Annotated in this window: 17 protein-coding genes; 11 read left to right on the plus strand and 6 right to left on the minus strand. The window is 64.2% G+C overall.

Annotation, left to right across the window (positions count from 1 at the left end):
- Positions 1-11: 11 nt before the first annotated feature.
- Together DSHI_RS00490 and DSHI_RS00495 are read right to left on the minus strand one after the other, a co-directional pair.
- Positions 12-782 carry an AAA family ATPase gene (locus DSHI_RS00490; RefSeq protein WP_012176781.1) on the minus strand — a complete coding sequence of 257 codons (771 nt, stop codon included), beginning with the start codon at positions 780-782 and terminating at the stop codon, positions 12-14.
- Between the two features lie 67 nt (positions 783-849).
- Positions 850-2742 (minus strand): transposase domain-containing protein, encoded by a 1893-nt coding sequence (locus tag DSHI_RS00495; protein WP_157865174.1) that lies wholly within the window; start codon positions 2740-2742, stop codon positions 850-852.
- Between the two features lie 170 nt (positions 2743-2912).
- Between DSHI_RS00495 and DSHI_RS00500 the strand changes: the two genes are divergently transcribed.
- The 5 genes from DSHI_RS00500 to DSHI_RS00520 all read left to right on the plus strand — a co-directional run bounded on the left by DSHI_RS00500 (position 2913) and on the right by DSHI_RS00520 (position 9100).
- Complete coding sequence (locus DSHI_RS00500; protein ID WP_044027566.1) at positions 2913-3389, plus strand: helix-turn-helix domain-containing protein; 477 nt, start codon at positions 2913-2915, stop codon at positions 3387-3389.
- A gap of 301 nt (positions 3390-3690) precedes the next feature.
- Positions 3691-6675 (plus strand): error-prone DNA polymerase, encoded by a 2985-nt coding sequence (locus tag DSHI_RS00505; RefSeq protein WP_012176784.1) that lies wholly within the window; start codon positions 3691-3693, stop codon positions 6673-6675.
- 105 nt (positions 6676-6780) lie between these two features.
- Positions 6781-7893: an S-(hydroxymethyl)glutathione dehydrogenase/class III alcohol dehydrogenase gene (locus DSHI_RS00510; protein WP_012176785.1), complete on the plus strand. Its 1113-nt coding sequence runs from the start codon at positions 6781-6783 to the stop codon at positions 7891-7893.
- Positions 7890-8378 (plus strand): GNAT family N-acetyltransferase, encoded by a 489-nt coding sequence (locus tag DSHI_RS00515; protein ID WP_012176786.1) that lies wholly within the window; start codon positions 7890-7892, stop codon positions 8376-8378. Before DSHI_RS00510 ends, DSHI_RS00515 begins: the two co-directional genes overlap by 4 nt.
- An 11-nt stretch (positions 8379-8389) precedes the next feature.
- Positions 8390-9100: an NYN domain-containing protein gene (locus DSHI_RS00520; RefSeq protein ID WP_012176787.1), complete on the plus strand. Its 711-nt coding sequence runs from the start codon at positions 8390-8392 to the stop codon at positions 9098-9100.
- Here the strand turns inward: DSHI_RS00520 and DSHI_RS00525 are convergent.
- Complete coding sequence (locus DSHI_RS00525; RefSeq protein ID WP_012176788.1) at positions 9097-9720, minus strand: TetR/AcrR family transcriptional regulator; 624 nt, start codon at positions 9718-9720, stop codon at positions 9097-9099. The genes DSHI_RS00520 and DSHI_RS00525 overlap by 4 nt on opposite strands.
- 119 nt (positions 9721-9839) lie before the next feature.
- On the opposite strand from DSHI_RS00525, the gene mbfA reads away from it, so the two are divergent.
- A complete protein-coding gene (gene mbfA, locus DSHI_RS00530) occupies positions 9840-10811 on the plus strand; it encodes an iron exporter MbfA (RefSeq protein ID WP_012176789.1) in 972 nt (323 codons plus the stop codon).
- A 7-nt stretch (positions 10812-10818) separates the two neighbouring features.
- Here the strand turns inward: mbfA and DSHI_RS00535 are convergent, their stop codons facing one another.
- On the minus strand, positions 10819-11760 hold the full coding sequence (locus tag DSHI_RS00535) for a GT-D fold domain-containing protein (protein ID WP_012176790.1): 942 nt from the start codon (positions 11758-11760) through the stop codon (positions 10819-10821).
- Positions 11761-11950: 190 nt separating this feature from the next.
- On the opposite strand from DSHI_RS00535, the gene DSHI_RS00540 reads away from it, so the two are divergent.
- Complete coding sequence (locus DSHI_RS00540; RefSeq protein WP_012176791.1) at positions 11951-12886, plus strand: AEC family transporter; 936 nt, start codon at positions 11951-11953, stop codon at positions 12884-12886.
- Complete coding sequence (locus DSHI_RS00545) at positions 12886-13338, plus strand: YaiI/YqxD family protein (RefSeq protein WP_012176792.1); 453 nt, start codon at positions 12886-12888, stop codon at positions 13336-13338. The genes DSHI_RS00540 and DSHI_RS00545 overlap by 1 nt, the downstream gene beginning before the upstream one ends.
- A gap of 90 nt (positions 13339-13428) precedes the next feature.
- Here the strand turns inward: DSHI_RS00545 and DSHI_RS00550 are convergent, their stop codons facing one another.
- Positions 13429-14664 carry an MFS transporter gene (locus tag DSHI_RS00550; RefSeq protein ID WP_012176793.1) on the minus strand — a complete coding sequence of 412 codons (1236 nt, stop codon included), beginning with the start codon at positions 14662-14664 and terminating at the stop codon, positions 13429-13431.
- Positions 14665-14771: 107 nt separating this feature from the next.
- Between DSHI_RS00550 and zapE the strand changes: the two genes are divergently transcribed.
- Positions 14772-15854 carry a cell division protein ZapE gene (gene zapE / locus DSHI_RS00555; protein WP_044027567.1) on the plus strand — a complete coding sequence of 361 codons (1083 nt, stop codon included), beginning with the start codon at positions 14772-14774 and terminating at the stop codon, positions 15852-15854.
- 55 nt (positions 15855-15909) lie between these two features.
- Here the strand turns inward: zapE and DSHI_RS00560 are convergent, their stop codons facing one another.
- A complete protein-coding gene (locus tag DSHI_RS00560) occupies positions 15910-16392 on the minus strand; it encodes a peroxiredoxin (RefSeq protein ID WP_012176795.1) in 483 nt (160 codons plus the stop codon).
- Between the two features lie 86 nt (positions 16393-16478).
- Between DSHI_RS00560 and DSHI_RS00565 the strand changes: the two genes are divergently transcribed.
- Together DSHI_RS00565 and rsmD are read left to right on the plus strand one after the other, a co-directional pair.
- Positions 16479-17684, plus strand: coding sequence for an NAD(P)/FAD-dependent oxidoreductase (locus tag DSHI_RS00565; RefSeq protein ID WP_012176796.1), 1206 nt, complete (start codon positions 16479-16481; stop codon positions 17682-17684).
- Positions 17681-18238, plus strand: a complete 558-nt coding sequence (gene rsmD / locus DSHI_RS00570; RefSeq protein ID WP_012176797.1) for a 16S rRNA (guanine(966)-N(2))-methyltransferase RsmD — start codon at positions 17681-17683, stop codon at positions 18236-18238. Before DSHI_RS00565 ends, rsmD begins: the two co-directional genes overlap by 4 nt.
- Positions 18239-18356: the final 118 nt, after the last annotated feature.

Genomic DNA, 18356 nt, shown 5'->3' on the forward strand with positions numbered 1-18356 from the left:
TCTCCCACCCATCAAAAGCCTCCTTGGCCGGAAAGGCCCAGATAGAGCATTGCTGCCTTCACGTCCGACGCGGCGATCTTGTCAGAGCTGGCGTGTTTTGCCGCCTGGGCCAGAGTGCGCTGCACATCGGCAAGGCCTCCGTACCGTCGCGCCATCACCGAAAGAGCATCGCAGATTGCCGGATCGGTAATGCCGCGCGACCGGACGACAGCCAAAACATCGGGCTTGGGCACCGAGCGGATCACGACGGGCCGCACCATCCGACGCCGCAGCTGCGGCACGGAGCTGATCGTGTCGGCCAAGGAAAGATCGCCGCAGAAGACCACCGAAAAGCAAGCTTCTTCCGCCATCGCGCGCACCCATTCATAGGCGTCGAAGTTGAAGCCGCCGCGCGGGTTGTAGTTCGCGAGGTACTGCGCTTCATCGAAGATGACGACTTGTTCAGCGCCAATCGCGTCCATGATCCGATAGCGGTCTTCGCGCAGTCTCCGACTGTTCGGCGCGCCAAGTTCGAGCCGTTCCATCATCACATTGGCCAGGTCCCAGATACGGCCCTCTCCCGCGACCATTGTGAACATCTGAGCGTTCTTGCTTTCGTGCGTGTAGCGGCGCAGCGTCTCGGACTTTCCGACGCCGGGAACGCCCGCCACCATGGTAAGGGTGCCGGGCTCATCCGCGACCAGCCGAAGGGATCGAAGGATATTGCTGGCCGTCTCCGTCATGACCATGCCCGCCGGTGGCGGGACTGATCCGGGGTTGATCAGTTGCAGATGCTCTGCCATTTTGCTCTCCGTTTAGCTTTGCGGGCTTTCGCCTGCTGGTGAATGGCCAGTGAGGTGTTCCAGCGCCTCACTGGCCCCTTAGGACCCGCACCGGATCGAACCCGGTGACGCGGTCGAATTGCTTCAAAACTTCAGCTTCGTTATCGGTTTCAGGCTTCGGCTTGGCGGCTTTGAGCGGCCCGCCGAAACGCGCGCCCACCACCTTCCCCGGCGCGGGCGGCGGCATGTCGTCCTCCCGTGAGGCGGCGTCCAGGGCGGCCTTGGCTCGGAGATATTCCGCATCCTCCAGGTAGGCGTTTGCCTCCTCGGCCTTGCGCGCCGCATCCCTTGCGGCCTTCCGGTTGCGCGCTGCCTCCCGAATGCCATCGGAGCTGTTGTAATCCCCACGCCTGACCGGCTCGATCTGGTCGCAGATGAAATTTCGCTCCGCATCATAAGCGATTGCCGGTGCGCTCAGATCGTCTGGGTCACGGGCCAGGAGGATCTTCGTTCCGCCCTTGAGGTTCTTCGCGCCGCCGCGCCGGTAGGGTGCCAAGGCCTCTTGCGTTTCCGGCCCGCCATAGGTCCAGTGATCGACCTTGATCTGCGTGTTTCTATCGACCGTCGCAGGCGTCCAGATCAAACCGGCGCGATAGAGCTGGTCCTTAGTCGGATACCGTACCGGACGCCCAAGCTCCGCGCGCTTCGTGAGCCCGTCGCGCAGCACCTGATCGTATGAGCGGCCTTGCGCGCCCTGGTTCCGACGTCCTTCCTCGCGATTGAGACGTCTGACGCCACGGGCCAGCAGTGCCTTGCATTCATCGACCGGGATAGGATTGGTCTCCGAATTGGGTCGGGCACCCGGTTTGTGACCGGTATGCGCACCCTTGAAGTCTGGCCCGTCGTCGTCCGAGCGCGACATGATCGCGTAGAGACGCTCGGCGATCTTCGCCTGCGCATTACCCGGCAGGGCAAACTGCACATCGATCCCCAGGACCTCGCAAATTCCCATCGGCTGGACGCCCTTCGCGACGCCATTGCGAAAGCGATGCGGCGTCCCGCCCGCCACCTTGTGCCCGGCAAAGGCCGAACCGTTATCGGTATAGAGCTTGTCGAATATTCCATGGTTTGCGCAGGCTCGCTTGATCAGCCGCACGGTGGCTGTTGCGTTCTCCGACGGGGCAAGCTCGAAGTCGAGAACCGCGTTTGAGCTGACATCGACCAGCACCAGCATGACCGGGCGCACGGCTTTTCCGTCGCCCCAGTCCACGAACACATCGATTTCGCGACCGTCGAGCGACACCACGTCCAGCGCCAACAGGCTTGTCTTGTCTCGCTGAACCGGGATGGACAGGTTTTTCGCGGTCTCTGCGGTCCCTTGGCGGGCGTGCAGTTTCTGCACCTCGCTCAGCTCCATCCACCGCCTGTAGACGGTGATGTAGGGAGGCACTTTCCAGCCCAGCTCGCGGCCCGCGTCGCGCGTGCGCCGCCAGGCTTCTGCAAGCGGCCATTCCGGAGCCGCGTCCCGGATCTGTGTCAGGAAGAACCGCCAGGCTTCATCAGTGAACTCGGCCCGTTTGGTCGTCCCCTTGTACTCGTCCAGCAGCGCGGGCGCGAAGTTGATCGGATCGATCCCTTCGACGCGGCGTAAAATCTCCCTCAAACAGGGCTTTGAGAGCCCTTTCGCGCCGAACTTCTCATGCACGATCCGCAGCCGGTCCGACCAGCGCACGCCCGGCCCCAACGCCACCAGCACCCGCGCCACCGCCGCCCGCCGCTCCGCCCGGTCCCGCCGCGACGGCGACGCCTCAAAAAACGCCTCATGCGCCGCCGCGTCGTAAGTGCCAGGGGAAAGATGCAAGTGCTCCAGCTCAGCATTCAAAAGGCTAAAACGGAGACAGTCGGGAAGGTCCTGAACCGCTACCAGATACGAATTTTTATAGGGCTCCAACGGAATGTCTTCCCGACGCAACCATTGCAAAGCCCCCTTCTTGCTAGAGGGTACAGGCCCTATGCCGAGCAAGTCGCGTATGCGCATCTTTGATTGCAACCGAGCAAGCCTTCTAGTATCGTTTCATTTGAGGGATACCGTAAATAAATACGGTTATCAACATCTGAATACAGAAAGCCAGCTTTTTGTCTGTTGAGCAAATGAAATCCATCGACCTCTCGAAGCGGCTCAAAGAAGTGATGCTTGATCGAAACTTGACAGTCAGCGATCTCGCAAACGCCGCTGGAGTGTCAAAGAGTTCGATGGAGAAGTACTTGGCAGGGCCGAGTTCACCAAGAGCAACGGCAATTGCCAACTTGTGCGCGGCTTACGAGCTAAGCCCCTCTTGGCTTCTGTTCGGAGTTCAGGAGCACGACGAGGTGGCTGAAGCTATTCAGTTCACAATCTCCGTTCGCGACACGCTTGCGCAACACTTGCCGCGACTGAGTGCTGATCATGCTCTTCTCCGCATACTCACTGAAGAGGAGCCAGGCTCCGAAATTTGGCGTAGAGAGTTAAACAACGACTTCGCTTACCGGGTCGCAAAGCGCGCCTATAAGGACTATGTGGATGCGCGCGCAAAGGCCGGTGTTGTCGTGGGCGAGCCGATAGACGTTTCGCAGTCTCGGGAACCGTGAACCGTTACCAGATCTGGTAACGATCAAGGGCAAATCAGCCTACAACCCCGAACAAAAACGTTTGAAATCATTGAACAATTTCTTCGAGCCCGTGCGCAAACCCGGCTGAATTCGCCGAAACGGCTCAAACCCAGTGAAAACGCCCCCTCCTAACCCCTTGAAATCATTGCGCCCGATTTTTCAGAGGGTTCAAACCTGTTGAAAGCCGTCAGGGCAGCGCCCCCGACATTCCGAACCTTGACCCAAGTCTTCATGCCCGGCATCTTCGGGCAGGAACAAAAAGTGAACAAGCGAGTCGCCCATGTTCGTCGAACTCTGCGCCTTGTCCAATTTCACCTTTCTGACCGGCGCCTCCCATCCCGAAGACTATGCGCAGAAGGCCGCCCTTCTGGGCCTACCCGCCTTTGCCATCGCCGATGTGAATTCCGTGGCCGGAATTGTGCGGGCCCATACGGAACTGAAGGAAATCGCCCGGCAAATCGACTTGTGCGCGACGGCCGAGGCGCGGGATGGTCCCATCGGGCCGCCCTGGCCCGGCCCGCGATCCGAGGATAGCGCCGCGGTTCGCAACCTGCCGCGGCTTCTGCCTGCGGCTCGATTGCGCTTGCGCGAGGGGACCGAGATCACCGCCCTGCCCGAGGATCGCGCAGCCTGGGGTCGGCTCAGCCGGCTCTTGACCCTCGGCCAACGTCGCGCGCCCAAGGGGCGCTGCCATCTCGACCTGGCGGATGTGCTGGATGAGGCGGATGGGATGCAATTGCTCCTCCACGGGCTGCCAGAGGCACCGCCGGTGCAGCTCGGCGCGGGCCGAACATGGCCACAGGCGGAGGCGTTGACGCGCCGCTTTCCCGGCAAGGTCAGCCTGCTGATGACCCCGGCTTATGACGGCCAGGACCGCGTGCGTTTCGATCGGTGGGCGGCGCTGGCCGACACCTTGGGCCTGCCCACGGTCGCTTCCGCGGCGCCGCTCTTTCATTGCGCGACCCATCGACGCCTTGCGGATGTGTTGACCGCCATTCGCAATGGCTGCCGTGTCGAGGACCTTGGTCGCACCGCGCAGGCCCATGCAGAACAGCGTCTGCGTTCCGAGGCCGAGATGCTGCGCCTGTTTCGCGGGCACGAGGACGCGGTGCACCGGACCGCCGAGATCGCCGCGCGCTGCAGCTTCTGCCTCAGCCAGTTGCGCTATGAATATCCTTCCGAAACCCGCGGCGGCGAGACCGCCCAGGACCGCCTTTCCCGATTGGCCCATGAAGGCTTGCGCTGGCGCTACCGCAACGGCGCGCCGCCCAAGGTCCGGAAGATGCTCGACCATGAGCTGCGCCTGATCGGCAAGCTCGGCTATGCGCCCTATTTCCTGACGGTCAACGACATCGTCGCCTTCGCCCGCTCGCGCGATATCCTTTGCCAGGGGCGCGGCTCGGCGGCCAATTCGGTGGTCTGCTACTGCCTCGGCATCACGTCGGTCTCGCCCGAGGTCGGCACCATGGTGTTCGAGCGCTTCGTCTCCGAGGCCCGCGACGAGCCACCGGATATCGACGTGGATTTCGAGCATGAGCGCCGCGAGGAGGTGATCCAGCATATCTATGAACGCTACGGTCGTCACCGCGCCGGGCTTTGTGCCACGGTGATCCATTACCGGGGCAAGCGAGCGGTGCGCGAGGTGGGTCGCGCCATGGGGCTGAGCAGCGACACGCTCTCGGCGCTCAGCTCGCAGATCTGGGGCTTCGGGTCCGTGCGCGGCATCGAAGAGACGCGCTTGCGCGAGATCGGGCTCGACCCCACGGATCGCCGTCTGCGCCAGACCATCGACCTGATTTACCGAATCCAGGGCTTCCCGCGGCATCTCAGCCAGCATGTGGGTGGTTTCATCATTACCGAAGGCCGGCTCGACGAGCTGGTGCCGGTGGAGAACGCCACCATGGTGGACCGCACGGTGGTGTGCTGGGACAAGGACGATCTCGACAGTCTTGGCATCCTGAAAATCGATATCCTCGCGCTCGGCATGCTGTCTTGCGTGCGCAAGGCATTCGACCTGATCGCCCATCATCACGGGGCCAAATTCAGCCTTGCCACCCTGCCGGTCGAGGATCCTGCGGTCTACGACATGCTCTGCCGGGCGGACAGCATCGGTGTTTTCCAGGTGGAAAGCCGGGCCCAGATGAACTTCCTGCCGCGGATGCGCCCGCGCTGCTTCTACGACCTGGTGATCCAGGTCGCCATTGTTCGCCCGGGGCCGATCCAGGGGGACATGGTTCATCCCTTCATCCGCCGCCGCAACGGCGAGGAGCAGGTGGAATTTCCCTCCGACGCCTTGGGCGAGGTGCTGAGCAAGACCCTCGGCGTGCCGCTCTTCCAGGAGCAGGCAATGCAGATCGCCATCGTCGGTGCGGGGTTCGACCCGTCCGAGGCCGACCGCCTGCGCCGGGCGCTGGCCACCTTCAAGAAACACGGAAACGTATCGGAATTTCGCACCCGGTTTCTCAAGGGCATGGCGCAAAACGGTTATGACACGGCGTTTGCGGAGCGGTGCTTTTCCCAGATCGAGGGTTTCGGCAGCTATGGTTTTCCCGAAAGCCATGCGGCGAGCTTCGCGCTGCTGGTTTATGCCTCGGCCTGGATCAAGTGCCACCACCCGGGCATCTTCGCCTGTGCACTGCTGAACGCGCAGCCCATGGGGTTCTATGCGCCCGCGCAGATCATGCGCGACGCCCGTGAGCATGGCGTGACCGTGCGCCCGGTCTGCGTCAATGCAAGCTTCTGGGACAACACGATGGAGCCGGACGGGCAAGGCGGGCTGGCCCTGCGCCTCGGCTTTCGCCAGGTAAAGGGGCTGGCGCAGGAGGATGCCGAGTGGCTCGTCAGCGCGCGCGGCAATGGCTACGGCACGGTGGCGGACCTGTGGCGCCGGGCGGGGTTGGGCCAGGCCGTACTGACCCGCTTGGCCGAGGCGGATGCCTTCGCCGAACTGGGGCTTGGCCGCCGCGACGCGCTCTGGCAGGCACGCGCGATCCGGGGGGACGCACCTCTGCCGTTGTTTTCCGGCGACATGGACGGAGAGGGCGGGGCCGAGCCGCCCGTGGTGTTGCCGCCGATGAGCCTGGGCGAAGAGGTGGTGGAGGATTTCGTGGCCATGCGCCTGAGCCTGCGGGCCCATCCCGTGGCCCTGCTCCGGCATGTTCTGACCCCGGGCATGGGCGATCCGGAGCTTGCCGGTCGAGTGCAGGGGCCGCGTGGTGCAGGGCGGAGCGAGGGGCCAGCCCCTCGCGCTCCCCGGGATATTTGACGACTTGAGTTGAAGGCTCCGGATCTGCCCGGTCGCAAGCCCCTTCTGCCATTGCTGTCGACAGTGAAATCCCTCATCTTGCACGAAAAAGGGAAAGGGACAGTCATGCGCACGAAAGCAGCCGTCGCCATTGCCGCGGGCAAACCGCTGGAAGTGATGGAGGTGAACCTGGAAGGCCCCAAGGCGGGCGAGGTTCTGGTCGAGATCAAGGCAACGGGGATTTGTCACACCGACGAGTTCACCCTGTCGGGCGCGGATCCGGAGGGGCTCTTTCCTGCGATCCTGGGCCATGAGGGTGCCGGGGTCGTGATGGAGGTCGGGCCGGGCGTGACCAGCCTCAAGCCCGGGGATCACGTGATCCCGCTCTACACCCCGGAATGCCGGGAGTGCGAATACTGCCTGAACCCCAAGACCAACCTTTGCCAGTCGATCCGAACCACGCAAGGGGCGGGGCTGATGCCAGACGGCACCTCGCGGTTCTCCACCCTCGATGGCGACCCGATCCTGCATTACATGGGCTGTTCGACCTTCGCGAACCACACGGTCCTGCCCGAGATCGCGCTGGCCAAGGTGCGGCCCGACGCGCCCTTTGACAAGATCTGCTATATCGGCTGCGGCGTGACCACCGGCATCGGTGCAGTGATCAACACCGCCAAGGTCGAGATCGGCAGCCGTGCAATCGTCTTCGGGCTGGGGGGTATCGGGCTGAACGTGATCCAGGGGCTGCGGCTTGCCGGCGCCGACCAGATCGTCGGCGTGGATCTGAACCCCGACAAGATCCCCATGGCGGAGCGGTTCGGCATGACCGATTTCGTCAACCCGGCGGAGGTCGAAGGCGATCTCGTACCCTATCTCGTGGACCTGACCAAGGGCGGCGCGGACTATACCTTCGACGCCACCGGCAATGTGCAGGTGATGCGCGCGGCCCTCGAATCCGCTCATAAGGGCTGGGGCGAGAGCATCATCATCGGCGTGGCCCCGGCTGGTGCCGAGATCGCGACGCGGCCCTTCCAGCTGGTCACGGGCCGGGTCTGGCGCGGCACTGCTTTTGGCGGCGCGCGGGGTCGGACGGATGTGCCGAAGATCGTGGACTGGTACATGGAGGGCAAGATCGAGATTGACCCGATGATCACCCACACCATGCCTCTTTCGGACATCAACACCGGCTTCGACCTGATGCATGCGGGCGAGTCGATCCGGTCCGTTGTCATCTATTGAACGTCACGGTTCGGACGGCCGAGGTCTCTGACTGGCCCGCGGTCTGGGAGATGCTGCGCCCGGTCTTCCGCTCCGGGGAAACCTATGCGGTTGCCCCTGATATCTCGGAACACGATGCGCGGAACTACTGGCTGGCGCCGTCGCGCAGAACCTTCGTGGCCGAGGACGAGGGGGCGGTTGTCGGCACCTACTACCTGGCCGCGAATTTCGACGGGAATGCGGACCACATCTGCAATTGCGGCTATGTCACGGCCGCGGCAGCGCGGGGTCGGGGCGTGGCGCGCAGGATGCTCGCCCATTCGCTGGAGGCCGCGCGAGAGGCAGGTTTCCGCGCGATGCAGTATAATTGCGTGGTGTCCAACAACCTGAGCGCGATTGCCCTGTGGAAGTCCGGCGGGTTTCGGATTATCGCAACCCTGCCCGAGGCGTTCCGTCACCCTGCCGACGGGCTCGTGGATGCCTATGTCATGTGGAAACAACTTTGACCGGAGGCCCCGTGCCAAATCGCGACCGTCCCCTGCTTGCCGTTCTGATCGACGCCGACAACGTGCCCGCCAAATTCGCCGAAGCGATCCTGAAAGAGGTCGCCTCGATCGGCGAGCCTGCGTTGCGCCGGGTCTATGGCGACTGGTCCAGCGGGCGTCTGCGCAACTGGGCGGACAAGGTCCTGAGCCTGGGGCTGGTGGCCCATCAGGACACTGCCAATACCACGGGCAAGAATGCCTCCGACATCGGGTTGGTGATCGACGCCATGGATATCCTGCACGGCGGGCGGTTCGACGGCTTCGTTCTGGTCAGCTCCGACAGCGATTTCACCAGCCTCGCCAACCGGCTGCGCGAAGATGGCAAGGAGGTGATCGGCATCGGCGAGAAGAAAGCCCCCGAAAGCCTGCGCAATGTCTGCAATCGGTTCATATTCATAGAGAATATCGTGCAGGCCGGGCCGGATGCGGCCGGGTCTGGCAAGGCCGCCCCGCAGGAGCAGATCACCGACGCGGTGCCGCTGATCCTGAACGCCATGGACGAGATCAACCAGGACGACGAATGGTATCCGCTGGGTCAGCTCGGCCAGTATATCGTCGCGGTGAACCCCGATTTCGACACGCGCAGTTACGGTCACCGCAAACTCAGCAGCCTGATCGGAGAGCTCAAGCGCTTCGAGACCAAGAAGGTGGGCAACCAGTTGATGGTCCGGCGCCTCGACTAGACAGGGCCGGTGGCGTAACGCGCCAGAAACATTTCCACCGCGCCGGTCAGAACACGCTCAACGTCCCTGGGGGACGGCGGTGGCGGCACGCGCATCAAGAGACGCATCTGCAGGTCCGCGCGGCACAGTTCGACGAACTGGTCGGCGGCCAATTCCGGATCTTCGATGCGCAGCTCGCCGCGCGCCTGGGCTTCGGCGAAATAGTCGCAAAGCGCGGCCTGGGTCGCCATCGGACCTGCCTCGAAGAACGCTTGGGCCAGTTCGGGAAATCGCTCGCCCTCGGCGATGCAGAGACGGAATATCCCCAACCCGACCACCGACAGGCTGAACCCGATGATGGTTTGCCCGGCTTGTGTCAGCACCTGTGCGGGCGGTGCGGTCCGGTCGATATCGGTCATCGCCCGGTCGGTCAGAGTCGCGATCTCGGCCCGCGCGATTTCGAGAAAAAGTAGCCGTTTGTCCGAAAAATAGCTGTAAACCGTGGCTTTCGAGACCCCTGCGGCGCGGGCGATGTCGTCCACGCTGGCCCCGTCGAACCCGTCGCGCAGAAACACGTGCCGTGCGCCAGAGAGCACTTCATCGTATTTCCGGCCCCGTTTGACGGGTGATGTCAGGTTCATCCGGCGCGTCCCATGCTTTGCACTGATCCTATCGCGGAGACCCGCCTCGGCTCAAGCAGGTGGTTGCATTCCTCGGGGACATGCCTAACTTAGAATCGTTCTAAATTTGAGGCCTCGTCATGCTCCCGCTTTTGTCCCGCAAAAGGTTCTCCGACCTGACCGAAGAGGAAATCCTCGCCCTCGCCATTTCCTCGGAAGAGGATGACGCGCGGATCTATCGCTCTTATGCGCAACGTCTGGGCACGGAGTTCCCCGACACCGCGGCCGTCTTCCTCGGCATGGCGGACGAGGAAGACACCCATCGCGCCCGCCTGATCGAGCTCTTTCGCCAGCGCTTCGGCGAGACCATTCCGCTGATCCGGCGCGAGCATGTGGCGGGATTCTATGCCCGCCGCCCTGTCTGGCTGACGGAAAACCTCGGTCTGGAGCGGATCCGCGAGGAAGCCGCGATCATGGAGCGCGACGCAGGCGCGTTTTACCACGCCGCCGCGCAGCGCTCACAGGATGCAGGGACGCGCAAACTGCTCGGCTGGCTCGCCGCGGCGGAGGATGCCCATGCCCGCAAGGCGGAGACCCTGACCGGCAAGGTCAGTTCCGAGGCCGCGGAGCAGGAAGAGGCAGTCGCGAAACGCCAATTCGTCCTGACCTGGGTACAGCCCGGCCTCGCGGGGCTGATGGACGGGTCGGTCTCTACGCTTGCCCCGATCTTTGCCGCCGCCTTCGCAACCGGAGACACCTGGTCGACTTTCCTCGTCGGGCTTGCTGCCAGCGTCGGCGCCGGGATCTCCATGGGATTCACCGAGGCGGCTTCGGATGACGGGGCCTTGTCGGGACGCGGTGCGCCGTGGAAAAGGGGGTTGGCCTCCGGGGTGATGACCACACTGGGCGGCTTGGGTCACGCCCTGCCCTATCTCATCCCGGATTTCTGGACCGCAACGACCATCGCCGTGATCGTGGTGTTCTTCGAGCTTTGGGCGATTGCCTGGATTCAGAAAACCTATATGGAAACGCCGTTCTTCCGCGCGGCTCTCCAGGTCGTGGTGGGCGGTGCGCTCGTGTTGGCCGCCGGTATTCTGATCGGGTCGGGTTGAGTGCCGCCTAGGCCAGCGCGGCGAGTTGGCTTTCGAGGCGGAGTTCCCTGGGGACTTCGCCGGGCGGTGTGTCGGGGAAGGCTTCAAACCACAGGGGCATCACACTGGGTCGGGTGTTGATCCCTGCCCAGATGTCCAGCGCAGAGCCCATGTCGATTGCGATCCCACCCTGTGCGCGCACCTGTTCGCAGTAGGCTTTGCCCCAGATCCCGGCGCCGATAAGAAAAACATCCCCGGGACGGACATCCGTCAGACTTCTGGAGACTGTCTCCATGCTTTGCCACCAGTGTTCCGGCGTGACGCCCAGGGTTTTCTCGCGGCCGAAATGTTCGAGAACCGGGAAGAAAAGGGTGGGGCCGGTCCGCGCCGTCGTGATCTTTCGCGCAACGGACCTGCGGCATGAAATAAGCCCGATCCGAGGTGCCTTGAGAACGAGGCGCGCAAGATAGCCGCTTGCGAGAAGGTCGTAATGGACCCACGCGCTGGAAACGGGGCGCGCGTTGGACACCCCGAGCCTTTCGAGGGCGAACACCATGTGGGCCAGTCGCAAGGCGGATTGATAATCGTGTTTCTTTTCGGCAGGTTCGTGACCCTCGGTGGACCGCTTGTACCGCAACAGAAAAGCGTCCTTAGGCGCTTTGAAATCGTCGGCGGTCAGGGACAGGTAAAGTACCTCCGCGCGCAGGCCGAGGATGCTGGCATGGCCGACAGCTCGGTCGAGATGTTCGCCCAAGGCATCGGCTCTTGGCTGATCGTATGCGGTTCCGAAAGCCTGGAGGATGGAGGGGCGCAGGGGATCGTGCCGCCCTCCTTGCCGCGCCAACGCCATGCCTTCGCCATCGCCGATCCGAACAAAGGAGAACGGCAACCTTTCATCGAGGGCATGGGAAAGGCGCTTTTCCACCTCGGGCCCGGTCAGAGCGTCCGAGAGTTCGATCGGAAGGGCCATCGCGCCCTCTCCTTGTACCGGATTACTCGAACCCGGACGCTAGGCCGCGGTTACGTTGCGGTCAATTGCGCGTCACCCCACCCCTGACTGCAAGCCCCGAGCCGTGGCCTGCCGCCCACGCACGCGCCGCATTCCCCATGGCGGTTCGCTTGCCCCTTGGCCCCGACCCGGGCTTCTGTAAGGTGACGCCATGGTGGCGATTTTTCTTCAGACCCTGCCGTTCTTTGCCATCATCGCGTTGGGCTATGGGGCGGGACGGACCAATTTCTTCTCGCCGGAGGCGACGGCCTATCTGACCAAGTTCGTGTTCTATTTCGCGCTCTCGGCGATGCTGTTCCGGTTTGCGGCGAACCTCACGTTGTCGGACATTCTCGATTGGCAGTTCGTCTGGGCCTATCTCTGGGCCACGGGCGTGATCTATCTGCTCGCCACGGCGGTGGCGCTGATCCGCAAGCTCAATGTTTCGGAGGCCGCGGTGGAGGCGCAATGCGCGGTGATCGGCAATGTGGGATTCCTCGGCATTCCGATGCTGGTGCTGCTTCTGGGCGAGGCGGCGGTGGGGCCGGTGATGTTGGTGCTGACCGTGGACCTGATCGTGTTCGGCAGCCTGATCGTGATCCTGATCACGGGATCGCGGGACGGGCGGGTCTCTCTCGGTGTGCTGCAATCGGTGGGGCTCGGCCTGCTGAAGAACCCGATGATCGTGTCGATCTCGCTTGGCCTGGCCTGGTCGGCATTGCGCCTGCCGATCCCCGGGCCGATGAACGCGTTTCTCGACATCATCGGGTCGGCCGCCACGCCCGGGGCGCTGTTCGCGATCGGCGCATCGCTGGCCACGAAATCCGCCGAGAGGCTGGAGGTCGCGGGTTGGCTGTCTTTCTGCAAGCTGGTGCTACATCCGGCGGCGGTTGCCCTGGCCGCGCTGGTGATCTTCCCGGTAGAGGATGCCTATGCCGCCGGGGTGATGATTGCCGCTGCTGCCCTGCCCACCGCCGGGAATGTCTATATCCTGGCCCAGCATTACGGGGTCGCGCCAGCCCGGGTGTCGGCGACGATCCTCGTGTCCACGGCCCTGAGCATCCTGACCCTGTCGGCGGTGATTGCCTGGGTGGGGCCTATGGGCTGATGGCGCTCTATATCGACGCGGATGCCTGCCCGGTGAAGGTCGAGGCGGAAAGGGTTGCCACCCGGCACGGGGTGAAGATGTTCGTGGTCTCCAATGGGGGGTTGCGCCCGTCGCAGAACCCGCTGGTCGAGATGGTCTTCGTGCCGGACGGGCCGGACCTTGCGGATATGTGGATCGCCGAGCGTGCGGAGCCTGGCGATGTGGTGGTGACCGGCGACATTCCCTTGGCCGCGAAATGCGTGGAGGCCGGGGCAGAGGTGCTCAAGCATAATGGCGAGCGCCTGACCCGGGCCAATATCGGCAATGTGCTGGCGACCCGGGATCTGATGTCCGATCTGCGGGCGGCTGACCCGTTTCGGCAGGGCGGTGGACGCGCCTTTTCCAAGGCCGACCGCTCGCGGTTTCTCGATGCGCTGGAGCGCGCGATCCGCGCAGCGAAGACTGCTGGATGAGGGCAGTGGACCTCTTGCGTCACGGAGCGTGCGCGCCTCGGGCGCTACGCGCGTTGACCACCAGGCTATAAGGTCCTTGAGGAAAAGGCGTCAGGCGGGCAGCGGGCTCGCGGGCCGTTCCTTGATTGGCAAATGGACGAGCGCCGAGAACAGCCCGACGCCGACACCAACCCACCAGACCAGCGTATAGTCGCCGTAAAGGTCATGGAGCCTGCCGCCCAGCCAGACGCCCGTGAAGCTGCCGATCTGGTGGCTCAGGAACACGACCCCGTAAAGCGTGCCCATGTATCTGACCCCGTAGAGATGGGCGACCAGCCCGGAGGTCAGCGGCACCGTGGCAAGCCACAGCGCGCCCATGCCGAGGGAGAACAGGATCACGGTTTCGGGCGTGATGGGCACCATGATGAACGCCGCAGCCACCAGGGTGCGCGCAAGGTAGATGCCCGCCAAGAGGGATTTCTTGCGGTACCGCTTGCCCGCCCAGCCCGCCGCGAGAACGCCCGCGATATTGGCGACACCGATCAGCGAGATAGCGATGGCGCCAAGGGCCGAATTCGTGGTGATCCCAAGCCCGGCAAGCATGCCGCCGGGGGAGATCGGCCCGCAAAGCTCGGTCACGAAGGCCGGGAAATGCGCGGTGATGAAGCCGAGCTGATAGCCGCATGAAAAGAATCCAAGAAAGATCAGGGTGAAATTCGGGTCCTTCAAGGCGCGGGCGACGGCGGGGCCCATGGATTCGGACAGGGTCGGCGTCGCGCCGGGTCTCGCCTTCAAGGCCGGCAGGACCAACAGCGTCGAGAGCACCGCGAGCGCGAAGATCACGAACACCGCTTGCAGCGATACGATGCTTAGGAGCGCCTCGGCCACGGGGGGGCCGAAGATCTGCCCGCCGGAGGCCGCCGCGGTCGCGATGGCGAGCGCCATGGACCGATTCTCGTCCGAGCTTGCCCGCCCGACGATAGCCAGGATCAGCCCCATCCCGGTCCCCGCGATGCCGAAGCCTACAAGCATCTCCAGCAGGTTGTGCTGCATCGGTGTGGTCGCCACCGCGCTCAGCAGGAGCCCGACAGTGTAAAGCGCGATGCCCAGCATGATGGCCTTGCGGTCGGTGAACCGTTCGGCGATGGCGCCGAAGAGCGGGGCGCCGATCCCCCAGGCGAGGTTCTGGATTGCAATGGCGAGCGAAAATTCCGCCCGCAGCCAGCCGAACTCCTCCTGTATCGGGATCTGGAACACCCCGAAGGCGGACCGGATCGCGAAGCTCACGAGGATGATGACGCACCCGGCCAGAAGGACCGGGGTGACGAGGGGGGCGCGGTGTTCCATGGCGCCACGTTGCGCCGAGGATGCGGCGCGGGCAAATCAATAATTCTGGCCCTTCGCATCAGGATCGCTTAACCGTCAGCCCACGCCAAAGGCCCCGAGAGAGACAGATGACCGACCTGATCGCGCGCTACCATGCCCTTGTCGCGGACGGAGAGATCACCGCCGACGCCGCACAAGTGGCCGCGCTGCACGTGCTCGAAGAGGTCGGCGCGGCCTTGGCAGCTCCTGTGCCCAAACGCTCCTTTCTGAAACGCTTTGCCAAGCCGCAGGCGCCTGAGGGCAAGCGCGGGGCGTATCTCTGGGGCGGGGTGGGGCGCGGCAAATCCATGCTGATGGACTTGTTCTTTGCGGCGGCCCCGATAGCCGAAAAACGCCGGGTGCATTTCCATGCGTTCATGCAGGAAATGCATGCCGCCCTGCATGCCGCCCGCCAGACCGGGGTCGAGGATGCTTTGGCGCCGGTGGCCGCGGATGTGGCGCGGACCACGCGGCTGTTGTGTTTCGACGAGATGCAGATCACCGACATCACCGATGCCATGCTGGTGGGGCGTCTGTTCGATCTGCTCTTTGCGGATGGGGTGGTGATCGTGACCACGTCGAACCGGGTACCCGATGACCTTTACAAGAACGGGCTGAACCGCGACCTGTTCCTGCCATTTATCGAGACGATCAAGGAGCGGCTTATCGTTCACGAGCTGGTCTCGGAGACCGACTACCGGCAGAACCGTCTCACCGGCGCGCAGCGCTATTTCGCGCTGAGGGGCGCGGAGGCGCGGGAAAAGCTGGACGCGATCTGGGAGGATCTGACCGGCGGCGAGAACCACCCCCTGACCCTGACCGTGAAGGGGCGCGCGGTGGAGATCCCGCGCTATCACAACGGGGTTGCGCGGATGCGGTTCTGGGAGCTGTGCGGTCAGCCGCTGGGCGCCGGGGACTACCTTGCGCTGGCGGGTGCGGTGCGGGTGTTGATGATCGACGACATTCCACAGCTTGGCCGGTCGAACTTCAACGAGGCCAAGCGCTTCGTCACCCTGATCGATGCGCTCTACGAGGCGAAGGTGCAATTGATCTGCTCGGCCGCGGCTGCGCCGGAGATGCTCTACATCGAGGGCGAAGGCACGTTCGAATTCGAGCGTACGGCGTCGCGTCTTCGTGAGATGCAGGATGCCGACTGGGGTCGCACGGACTGAGCTGGACGGGGCCGGGGGGCTGCGCCGTGCACTGCGCCCGGCCCCGTCCGGCGTGTCAGATCGCGTCGAGCATTGCCTCGCCGCCGGAGGTCTCGCAAACGCCCGGGTTTTCCTCGGCATGGAGCACTTTGACCACACCGTCCTCGGCATAGAGCGCATAGCGCTTGGAGCGGGCATGAAGCCCCGCTGGCGGGGCGTCGAAATCCATGCCGATCGCCTTGGTAAACTCGCTGCCGGGATCGCCCAGCATGGTGATGCCCGCATCTGCGGCCCCGGTCGCCTCGCCCCAGGCCTTCATGACGAAGGGATCGTTGACCGACACACAGATGATCTCGTCCACGCCCTTTGCGGCGAACGCGTCCTTGGTGCGCACGAAGCTCGGTACATGGGCCGAGTGGCAGGTCGGTGTATAGGCCCCCGGCACCGCGAACAGGATCACCTTGCGTCCTGCCGTCAGGCTCGACACCGACACGGTTTCCGGTCCATCAGCGCCCAGCTTGATCAGATCGGCCTCGGGTAGTTTGTCACCCACTTGCATCGCTTGTCTCCCTCCGCGTTGCGTTTCTTCACGTCCGCCATATAGCCTTGTACAACCCGGACACCAGAGCGAAAACGGAACTCCCCATGTCCCACATTGTTGTCATCGGCGCCGGGCAGGCAGGCGCGTCCCTCGTGGCGAAGCTGCGGGTGCTGGGCCATCAGGGTGCGGTCACCTTGGTCGGAGAAGAGCCCGTGCCGCCCTATCAGCGCCCGCCGCTCTCCAAGGGGTATCTTCTGGGGGATATGGCGGAGGAGCGGCTCTATCTGCGGCCTGCGCGGTACTACGCAGAGAATGGCATAACCCTAAAGCTGGGCACGCCGGTTAAGGCCGTCGATACCGGGGCGTGCGAGGTGTTTCTGGGGGATGAGAGGTTGTCCTACGACCAGCTGGCCTTCACCACCGGGTCTGTGCCACGCCGGTTGCCCGCCTCCATCGGCGGGACGCTGGACGGCGTGTTCACGGTACGCACCTTGGCGGATGTGGACGCGATGGCGCCGCAGATGAGCGCGGGCAAACATGTGTTGATCGTGGGGGGCGGTTATATCGGGCTGGAGGCCGCGGCAGTGGCGTCCAAGCTTGGCCTTCGGGTCACGCTGGTGGAGATGGCCGACCGGATCCTCCAGCGGGTCGCGGCGCCCGAGACCTCTGCGTTCTTCCGCAAGCTCCACGCGGATCATGGTGTCGATCTGCGCGAGGGCGTGGGGCTCGACAGGCTCACAGGAGAGGGCGCAGTGACGGGCGCGCGGCTCAGCGACGGGAGCGAATTGGCGCTGGATCTGGTGATCGTGGGCGTCGGGATCGCACCTGCCACGGATCTGGCCGCGGCGGCGGGCGTCGCCCTCGACAACGGGATCGCCGTGGACGCCCTAGGCCGGACATCGGCACCCGGGGTCTGGGCCGCTGGCGACTGTGCCTCTCTGCCCCATCGCGGGGCGCGCATCCGGCTGGAATCGGTGCAGAACGCCATCGACCAGGCCGAAGCGGTGGCGGCCAACATGCTGGGGGCAGAGACGCCCTATGTTCCGAAGCCGTGGTTCTGGTCGGATCAGTACGATGTGAAGTTGCAGATTGCCGGATTGAACACGGGCTATGACCGGGTGGTTGTACGCGATGACGCTGGTGCGATCTCGCATTGGTATTACGCGGGTAACACCCTGCTGGCGGTGGATGCGATGAACGCGCCGCGGGCCTACATGGTCGGCAAGCGGTTGATTGATGGGGGCAAGAGCCCGGACGCGACGCTGGTCGCAGACCCGGCGACCGAGCTCAAGGATCTGATGCGGGCATGAGGATCATCGCCGGTCGGTTCGGAGGGCGCAAGCTTGCGAGCCTGGGCAAGGGCGATGCGGCGGCACATCTGCGCCCGACACCGGACCGGGTGCGCGAGGCGCTGTTTTCATCCCTGACGTCGGGCGCGTACGGCGACCCGATCACCGGCGCCCGGGTGCTGGACCTGTTCGCTGGCACCGGAGCGCTCGGGCTGGAGGCGCTGTCGCGCGGCGCGGCTCATGTCACCTTCGTGGAAACGGGCCGCGTGGCCCAGCGACTGCTGGCCGACAACATCCGGAGCCTCGGAGTGGCGGCAGAGACCCGCGTGCGGCGAAGCGATGCCTGCAAGCTTGGTCCGCCGGAAGTGGCGCCGTTCGCTCTCGTGTTTCTCGACCCGCCTTACGGTCAGGGGCTCGGCGTGCGCGCGCTTGCGCAGCGGGACTGGATCGCACCGGGGGCCTTGATTGTCTGGGAAGAGGGTGCGCCCCAAGACCCGCTGCCGGGTTTTGATCTACGCGACCAGCGGCGCTATGGTGGCACCCATGTGACCGTGTTGGAGGCACGCGATGTCTGACAGTTCCGTTTTCGATGCGCGCGTAGCCGTTTCCGAGAAGGCGGTGCGCCAAGTCCCGCGACCGCCACGGCCCGGGCCCGTTCTGATCGGCGACTGCCTGAGCAGTTATGGCGGGCGC

It is taken from the genome of Dinoroseobacter shibae DFL 12 = DSM 16493 (assembly GCF_000018145.1).
In the GTDB taxonomy this organism is placed as follows: Bacteria; Pseudomonadota; Alphaproteobacteria; order Rhodobacterales; family Rhodobacteraceae; genus Dinoroseobacter; species Dinoroseobacter shibae.

Bases quoted from the DNA above. Each gene is read 5' to 3' on its own strand.
- DSHI_RS00490 (WP_012176781.1), bottom strand. From the start codon at position 782: ATGGCAGAGCATCTGCAACTGATCAACCCCGGATCAGTCCCGCCACCG.
- DSHI_RS00500 (WP_044027566.1), top strand. From the start codon at position 2,913: ATGAAATCCATCGACCTCTCGAAGCGGCTCAAAGAAGTGATGCTTGAT.
- DSHI_RS00505 (WP_012176784.1), top strand. From the start codon at position 3,691: ATGTTCGTCGAACTCTGCGCCTTGTCCAATTTCACCTTTCTGACCGGC.
- DSHI_RS00510 (WP_012176785.1), top strand. From the start codon at position 6,781: ATGCGCACGAAAGCAGCCGTCGCCATTGCCGCGGGCAAACCGCTGGAA.
- DSHI_RS00525 (WP_012176788.1), bottom strand. From the start codon at position 9,720: ATGAACCTGACATCACCCGTCAAACGGGGCCGGAAATACGATGAAGTG.
- mbfA (WP_012176789.1), top strand. From the start codon at position 9,840: ATGCTCCCGCTTTTGTCCCGCAAAAGGTTCTCCGACCTGACCGAAGAG.
- DSHI_RS00535 (WP_012176790.1), bottom strand. From the start codon at position 11,760: ATGGCCCTTCCGATCGAACTCTCGGACGCTCTGACCGGGCCCGAGGTG.
- DSHI_RS00540 (WP_012176791.1), top strand. From the start codon at position 11,951: ATGGTGGCGATTTTTCTTCAGACCCTGCCGTTCTTTGCCATCATCGCG.
- DSHI_RS00545 (WP_012176792.1), top strand. From the start codon at position 12,886: ATGGCGCTCTATATCGACGCGGATGCCTGCCCGGTGAAGGTCGAGGCG.
- DSHI_RS00550 (WP_012176793.1), bottom strand. From the start codon at position 14,664: ATGGAACACCGCGCCCCCCTCGTCACCCCGGTCCTTCTGGCCGGGTGC.
- zapE (WP_044027567.1), top strand. From the start codon at position 14,772: ATGACCGACCTGATCGCGCGCTACCATGCCCTTGTCGCGGACGGAGAG.
- DSHI_RS00560 (WP_012176795.1), bottom strand. From the start codon at position 16,392: ATGCAAGTGGGTGACAAACTACCCGAGGCCGATCTGATCAAGCTGGGC.
- DSHI_RS00565 (WP_012176796.1), top strand. From the start codon at position 16,479: ATGTCCCACATTGTTGTCATCGGCGCCGGGCAGGCAGGCGCGTCCCTC.
- rsmD (WP_012176797.1), top strand. From the start codon at position 17,681: ATGAGGATCATCGCCGGTCGGTTCGGAGGGCGCAAGCTTGCGAGCCTG.